The following is a 451-nucleotide window of genomic DNA, read 5'->3' as shown; positions in this document are numbered from 1 at the left end:
ATACGGATAACAGTGATAGAAAAAAGAAGAGCTCCTAATAGACTAGGTGCGAAAAAACACCACAGCCCACAACTAGTCAGCAGAGCTATGAAGAACCAATTATTCCTCAGCTGAGGAAGGATTGTCCTCAAGTGTGGCAAATTCTTCTCCCCATTGTAATTCGGCAAAATATTTTGGTACTAAAGTCACTTTTTCAACCGTGGCTCCTACTTGTTCAATTAAATTTAGGGCGTACGCATCATTACGGTAATCCTTTAAATAATAAATCTTTTTAATCCCTGCTTGTAAAATCATCTTTGTACATTGCAGGCAAGGGAAATGTGTCACATAAATTTCTGCCCCTTCTGTAGGGACGCCAAACTTCGCACATTGTAAAATTGCATTCATTTCTGCGTGGATTGTTCGAACGCAATGATTATCAACAACATAACATCCTTCATCAATACAATGC

General features: G+C 38.6%; 1 protein-coding gene. It reads right to left on the bottom strand.

Going from position 1 to position 451, the window contains the following annotated elements:
* Window positions 1–99: 99 nt before the first annotated feature.
* Window positions 100–451, bottom strand: a 352-nt coding sequence (locus AC0L0O_RS29995; protein WP_473786242.1) for a deaminase, incomplete at its 5' end; no start/stop codon positions are given.

The sequence above is a fragment of the Bacillus sp. GS3m_15504 genome, from assembly GCF_055825275.1.
This window is presented reverse-complemented; position numbering and strand designations above follow the sequence as displayed.